This window comes from Mycobacterium sp., assembly GCF_050701675.1.
GTDB lineage: Bacteria > Actinomycetota > Actinomycetes > Mycobacteriales > Mycobacteriaceae > Mycobacterium.
In genome coordinates this window covers 1-1,700 of the sequence record NZ_JBOGDD010000470.1, presented here as the reverse complement: position 1 = coordinate 1,700, position 1,700 = coordinate 1, and the positions used below count along the sequence as shown (strand labels likewise).

The following is a 1,700-nucleotide window of genomic DNA, read 5'->3' as shown; positions in this document are numbered from 1 at the left end:
GGGTGTGCATGACGCCCGCCCGGCCTGCGCGGCCCTCGAGCTCGGTTTCGACCTCGAAGAACTTCGACGGCGACCCGGTCACCGGGTCGCCCGCAGGAACCGCACGACCGCTTCCGCGAGGTCCTCGCCAGCGTCCTCCTGAAGGAAGTGCCCGGCATTGCGGATCACCGGATGCTCGATCCCCTGAGCGCCACGCATCTGACTGGTGAAGATCGGGGCCATCGCGCCGGTGATCGGGTCGCCGTCGCTGAATGCCACTAGCATCGGAGTCGGACTGTCGCACAACGTCTTCCACGCGACGCGGTTGGCGCCCGTGGCGGGATCGTCGTTCGACGTCGGCACCAGACTCGGCATCGCGCGCGGGCCTGCGCAGTACGAGTCGTCGGGGAACGGGGCGTCGTAACCGGCCCGGACGACGTCGCTCATCGGCCGTTGACAGCCGGACTGGACGAACCTGCCGACCTCGATCTCCGGCATCCCCTGGATCGCCTTGCGGAACTGCCACCAGATGTCGGGCATCGGCAGATCACCCGTCGGCAGTCCCGTGTTGGCGACGACGATCCGGGCGAACCGCTCGGGATGCTCGGCGGCCAGTCGCAGGCCGATCAGGCCGCCCCAGTCCTGGCCGACGAGGGTGACGCGGCGCAGGTCGAGTTCGTCGAACGCGACGGCGCGCATCCACTCCACGTGTCGGGCGTAGCTGTGGTCCCCGATGCCGGTGGGCTTGTCCGAGCGGCCGAACCCGACGAGGTCGGGGCAGATCACGCGGTGACCGGCGGCCACCAGAATCGGGATCATCCGCCGGTACAGATACGACCAGGAGGGCTCACCGTGGAGTAGCAACACGGGATCCGCGTCGGCGGGGCCGTCCTCCACCCATGCGATGCGTAGCCGTCCGCCCTCGTCGTCGTCGACCTCGCAGTAGCGCGGCGAGTAGGCAAAGTCCGTCAACCCGGCAAATCGGTCCTCGGGGGTGCGCAAGGTCTTCACGCGCCCGAACCTACCGGCTGGCGATCGTTCGAAGCGCCCGGTCGTTCACCTTTCGAAAACTGCCGGTCGAGGCCACTCGATTGCCGGCCGATCTTGATCCAGGTTTTTCGGGCAATCCCATGTCTGCTGGTGAACGGCACTCCATACTGCCTTGGACGATCCGCCGATCTTGACGGGTCGCAAGGACCATAAGGAGAACAGTGGTGAAGCAAAGTTTGCTGGTCGCCGTCGGCGGCGCTGCGATCGTCGTCGCCGGTCTGGCCGGCTGTTCGTCGGGGGACAAGTCCTCGCCGCAATCGTCGTCCTCCAGTTCGTCCTCTGAGGCGAGTTCGTCCTCGGAGGCGAGCACGTCTGCCAGTGCCGCAGCAGGCACGAAGGTCACCATCGACGGCCAACCCAAGGAAGTCGGCGGCAGCGTCGTATGCGCCAACGCCGGCGGCAACGTGAACGTCGCGATCGGTGAAGCGACGACCGGTATCGCCGCCATCGTGAGTGAAGCCGACCCGCCCACCGTCACCTCGGTCGCGCTTGGCAATGTCGGTGGCATCACGCTCGCCGTGGGCGGCGGCCAGGGTGACGCCACTGCCGAGAAGAACGACAAGACCTACAAGATCACCGGAAACGCCGTCGGCATCGACATGGCCAACCCGATGCAGCCGACGAAGAAGCCCTTCGAACTCGAGTTCACCTGCCCGTAGATTCTCCAGGAC

Annotated in this window: 2 protein-coding genes; one reads left to right on the top strand and one right to left on the bottom strand. The window is 66.7% G+C overall.

Translation table 11 applies throughout. From position 1 onward, the window contains the following. Positions 1–78: 78 nt before the first annotated feature. Positions 79–990, bottom strand: coding sequence for an alpha/beta fold hydrolase (locus ACRDUX_RS14095; RefSeq protein ID WP_526414649.1), 912 nt, complete (start codon positions 988–990; stop codon positions 79–81). A gap of 203 nt (positions 991–1,193) precedes the next feature. Here ACRDUX_RS14095 and ACRDUX_RS14090 point away from each other — a divergent pair, with 203 nt between their 5' ends. Further along, positions 1,194–1,688 (top strand): lipoprotein LpqH, encoded by a 495-nt coding sequence (locus tag ACRDUX_RS14090; RefSeq protein WP_526414648.1) that lies wholly within the window; start codon positions 1,194–1,196, stop codon positions 1,686–1,688. Positions 1,689–1,700 lie beyond the last annotated feature (12 nt).